Raw genomic sequence first — 5,027 nt, 5'->3', positions numbered from 1 at the left:
GTTTGCGTTGCTGTTCGCAATGGTCGCGCCGCTATTTCTCCGCGATGCCACGCAGCGTGGCTGGTTCGGCTCACTTGCTGTTATCTATGGCGCGGGAGCGGCGAGCCTGATCGCGGCGAGCACGCTGGCGGCGTGGCCGCTCGTGGCGGACGCCGCGTTCCTTGCCGTACTGTTCGCGGCGATGCTGGTGCAGGCATGCGGTCCGCGCGCACTTGGTTGCGCGATGACGGCAGTTGTTTCGTTTTACCTAGGGCTTTATCTTCATCCAGAATTCGCGCATGTGTTCACGATGCTCGGGTTGTCGACGATCGCGCTCGCCTGCGTGGCGTTCACCGGTCGCGTGCTGGTGCCGACGCGGCCTGAGGTCACCTTACGTCGCGCGCTGACCGCGGTGATGCAGCGTGCCACGGCTGTACTTGCTGACCGTCGGGCCGATGAGCCTGACGCCCTGCGTCATTTGTCGCTGTTGAACGAAGCGGCGCTCGCTGTTGAAGAGCAGCTTGGCTTGCTCGATCTTCCGGGCGCGCAGCGACTGCGGGCGTGCCTGATCGATGTCGAGGTTGCGGCGGGCCAGCATGCTGTGGATTCGAGCCGGCTTGATCGAAGCGATGTTCGTTTGCGGCTTGCCCTTCGGCGTTTGTCGCGTGCGAGCCGTGACGCGGCGGCGTCGACCGCACGCGTAGCGAAGACAGGCGTGAAGCGGCCAGCCGGCGCTGTGCTCGTTTGGCGCGATGCGCTTTCCTGGCTGCCTGCGTGCCGCGCGACAACGGCCGCGCTGATCGCGATGCTGATTGGTCATTCGGTGTCGCCGGAGCGATGGTTCTGGGCGGTCATTACGACTTTCGTTGTGTTCCTCGGTACACGTTCGCGCGGCGACACGATCCGCAAGACCGGCGAACGCGTGCTTGGCACGCTCGCGGGCGTGGCCGTCAGTGCAGCGCTCGTGGGCGCGTTTCATGGCATGCCGTGGCTGTTGGTTGCCGCGATGGCTGCGTGCGTGTTCGGATGGGCGTACTTCATCCTGACCTTGTATGGGCAGGGCGTGTTTTTCATCACCGTGCTGGTTGGGCTGGTCTATGGTGAGTTGGGCTTTGCTATTGGACCGCTGATCGAGATGCGCGTGGAGGAAGTGTTCGTTGGCTGCGTTGTGTCCATAGTCGTAGCGGTATCGATGATGCCGCTGCGCACGTCGCATCACGTCGATGTCAAGGTGGCCGGCGTGCTTGATGCGCTCGACGAGGTCTTGCGCGTTTGCACTTCGAGCGGTGATGGACCTGGACTTGATCCGCTCGCGGCCATGCGCGCGCTCGACCGGCGCTGGCATGAGTTGCGCATTGCATTGCGGCCGTTGCAAACGCAGCGTGTGTTCGCTTGGAATACGCAGATGGAACTTGCTGTCGGGCCATTGTTCGCCTGCGTGCAGGCGGCGCGTGAGTTGGCGCGGGAGACGGCGCGCGGCGCGGCGGTTGTGGCGACCGATGAAGCCCGCGCTCGTCTCGCCGGAGCGTTGGCGTTGTTTGTGGCGCGGTCGGGGCGGGATACGCGGGGCTCGGACGCGACCGTTGCGCGGGAGTTGGTTGCTGCTCGCTAGCGCTCGGGGTCGCACAACGAGGTCATTGACAACAAAGCCTGCCGCGTCAATGCATTAAGCGACCGCTGCCGCAATGCGCTGTCTCATCGATTGATCCGGATAACTACCGAATCCGGCCCGTACGTTGTCGCGCATATATTCAGGCCGCCCCGTGCCGGGAATCACGCAGGTCACCGCGGGATGCGAGAGCACGAACTTGAGCAACAGTTGCGCCCAGGTCGTGCACCCAATCTCCTTGCCCCATTCCGGCACCGGCTGTCCTTTGAGTTTGCCCAGCAAACCCCCACCGCCGAACGGCTGGTTCACGATCACCCCAATCCCGCGTTCCCTTGCGAGCGGCAGCAAGCGTTCTTCGGCGGCGCGGTCATCGGCAGCGTAGTTGATCTGGACAAAGTCGAGTGTCTCCGAGCGCATCACGGCTTCCACATCGGCAAACGCGCCCGACGTGTAATGCGTGATGCCGAGATAGCGAATCCGGCCCTGCGCTTTCCATTCACGCAGCGTGGCGAGCTGGGTGCGCCAATCGAGCAGATTGTGAACCTGCATCAGGTCGATATGCGGTTGTTGAAGACGCCGCATCGACTCTTCCATTTGTGCAATGCCCGCTTCGCGGCCTTCGGTCCATACCTTGGTCGCCACAAACGCGCGGCCATGCCCGCCGATGCGCGTCAGCACCGCCCCGGCGACCGCTTCCGAGGATCCGTACATCGGCGATGAATCGATGACCGAGCCGCCGTTGTCGAAGAGAATTCGCAGCACGTCGGCGAGCGCGGCCTGCGCCTGGAGATTGTCGCCGACATCGAAGGTGCGCCAGGTGCCGCAACCGACCACCGGCAATGCTTCGCCCGTGGACGGAATAGGGCGCGTGTTCATGTGTGTCGACGGCAGCGGCAGCGGCACGGCCGGGGCGGGCGTTTGCGCGTAGGCCGTGGGCAGGCGCAGAGGCAGCAACGCGCTGCCGGCGGCAAGGAGGATGCGCCGACGACGGGCGTCGGCGGAAGGGGAGCGCATGGGCAGTCTCGCCGTGACGGATCAGCTCACAGGATAGGCGAAGTCACCAAGCTGCGTTGTGAGCGCGCCACCGGGCGAGCAAGTGATCAAGCGCTCAAGGCTCTTGAGTCAGCACCTGCAAGCGCGGCGCGAGCGTGGTCAGCAAGAGCTCCTCCAGTGGCATGGGCTGGGCGAAGTAATACCCCTGCGCCTGCGCAGCACCCATCTCGCGCAGCACCGCGAGCGTGGCTGCGTCTTCCACGCCTTCCGCCACGAGCGTCAGGTCCAGCGACTCCGCCATCCGCACGATTGCCCGTACGATCGCGCGGCTGCGCGGGCTGGTAGTCAGCTCGAAGATAAACGACTGGTCGATTTTCAGGCCGCTGAAGCGGTACTGATGCACATAGCTCAGGGACGAAAATCCAGCGCCGAAGTCATCGAGTACGACCGACATGCCGTGATCGGCGAGACGCTGCATTGAACGCCTGGCCAGGTCGGGCTCGGCAACCAGCGCGCCTTCAGTCAGTTCGAGACAGATCCGCGATGGCGCGACGCCGTGACGGGCGAGCAACGCGAGGACCTCGTCGGCGAACTCCGGGCGCGTCATGCTGTAGCTCGAACAGTTCACATGCACCGGCGGCCAGTCAGTGTGTTGTGGCTGCGCAAGGATCACCGCGACGCGAGTGAGCATGTAGAGATCAAGCCGCCCGATCAGGCGCAAGCCCTCTACCGCCGGCAGGAACTCGCCCGGCGTGATGACGCGGCCGTCGGGCTGGCGCCATCGGATCAACGCTTCCAGCGCCACGAGCTGGCCGCTGTTCACGCAAACAATAGGCTGAAAATACGGCACCAGTTCGTCTTCGCGCTTGAGCGCATTTCGCAATGCGCCTTCGCGTTCGACCTGATCCGACACCTCGCGACGCAGCGCATGGTTGAACACGACAAAACTGTCGCGGCCGCCGTTCTTTACGCGATACATCGCGGTATCGGCGTCGCGCAGGAGATCGGCCGGCTCACTGTGAAACTGGCTGTCGGGACTGACAATACCAATGCTGCACGACGAAAACACCACGTGGTCGTCTATGTGAAACGGCAAGTCGAACGCCGCCAGGATCCGCTCGGCGATCGCCACGGCGGTATCCAGAGGTGCACCCGGCGACAGCACCGCGAACTCGTCGCCGCCGAGGCGCGCGAGCAGGTCGTCGTCGCGCAGGCAGCTACGCAGGCGGGCTGCTGCCTGAATCAGCAGAAGGTCGCCGAAGTGATGACCGAGACTGTCGTTCACCACCTTGAAGCGGTCGAGGTCGATGAACATCACGGCCAGTTGCTCGCCTTCGCCATGATGATCGAGCCACGCCTCGCTCAGCCGCTGCAGCAAGTGGCTGCGGTTCGGTAGTCCGGTCAGTGCGTCGTGCGAGTTTTCGTGCTGCAACCGGGCGTTGGCGAGATCGAGCTCGCGCGTGCGGTTCTGCACGCGCTCCTCAAGCTCATGGTTGGCCGCATGCAGGGCTTCGGCGGCGCTGCGTCGCGAGAGGGCGGTATCGATATGGCGCGAGACGAACGTCAGCAGTTCCTGGTCGCGCAGCGAGTAACGCACGCGGGTGGAATAGCTTTGCACGGCAAGCACACCGCGCACGACGTCGCCGTCGAACAGCGGAATGCCCAGCCACGAACGCAGCTTGATGCTCTCGCCCGAGCGTTCTATTTCGCCGCTGTCGACCAGACGCGTGGCTTCAGCGAGGTCGATCAGGCAGGGACGGCGTTGCCCGATCACATACTCGGTCAGCCCGCGCCGGTTACGTCGTGGTGTGGGATGCTCGTTCAGCAGTTCGTCAACGTAATAAGGAAAGGACACAGTCTCCGTTGTACTGTCGACCAGCGCGATGTAGAAGTTTTGCGCATACAGCAACTCGCCGACAATCCCGTGCAGGCTCTGGAAAAACTCCATCATGTCGCCATGCCGGCTCGACAATTCAGCGATCTGGAACAACGCCCCCTGCAGGTGTTCGGCGCGTTTGCGTTCTGCAATCTCCTGCCTCAACGCGCGGTTTAGTTCGGATAACTCAGCAGTCCGGCGCGATACCGTTTCTTCAAGATCGTCCCGATGAAGGATCCGGTCGAGCGCCATTGCCACGTGGCGGGCGACGACCAGGAAAAGCGCGCGGTCCTCCACACTGTAGATTCGCGAGACGTCGTACACCTGCATGGCGATCATGCCGAAGACTTCGTCGGAGGCGTTCTTGAGCGGCGCGCCCATCCAGAATTCAGGGCAATCTCCCACGCAAAAGAAGCGGTTTTCCTGCTCTGCGGCGCGGATCCCGGCGCTGTCGATGAGCATCGGCTGGCCCGTGGTCAGCACCTGGCCCGTCAGCGACAGGCGTGACGGATCGAGGGTGTCGTACATCGTGCATTCGAGCGCGCAGGTATCGATCACATCGACGTAATA

Annotated in this window: 3 protein-coding genes; 1 reads left to right on the top strand and 2 read right to left on the bottom strand. The window is 63.5% G+C overall.

The window, feature by feature from the left end; all coding sequences use genetic code 11:
* On the top strand, positions 1 to 1,591 hold a 1,591-nt coding region (locus JWR14_RS04440; protein WP_299702006.1), incomplete at its 5' end, for an FUSC family protein.
* A 54-nt stretch (positions 1,592 to 1,645) separates the two neighbouring features.
* Here the strand turns inward: JWR14_RS04440 and JWR14_RS04435 are convergent.
* Positions 1,646 to 2,602, bottom strand: a complete 957-nt coding sequence (locus JWR14_RS04435; RefSeq protein WP_299702003.1) for an aldo/keto reductase — start codon at positions 2,600 to 2,602, stop codon at positions 1,646 to 1,648.
* A 94-nt stretch (positions 2,603 to 2,696) separates the two neighbouring features.
* Positions 2,697 to 5,027: EAL domain-containing protein (locus JWR14_RS04430; protein ID WP_299702001.1), on the bottom strand; the 2,331-nt coding region annotated here is incomplete at its 5' end.

Source organism: Caballeronia sp. (assembly GCF_028292365.1).
In the GTDB taxonomy this organism is placed as follows: Bacteria; Pseudomonadota; Gammaproteobacteria; order Burkholderiales; family Burkholderiaceae; genus Caballeronia.
The sequence above is the reverse complement of the archived record's forward strand: the minus strand, read 5'-3'. Positions and strand labels throughout refer to the sequence as shown.

Excerpts from the sequence above, each read along its gene's own strand:
- JWR14_RS04435 (WP_299702003.1), bottom strand. The coding sequence starts at position 2,602 with ATGCGCTCCCCTTCCGCCGACGCCCGTCGTCGGCGCATCCTCCTTGCC.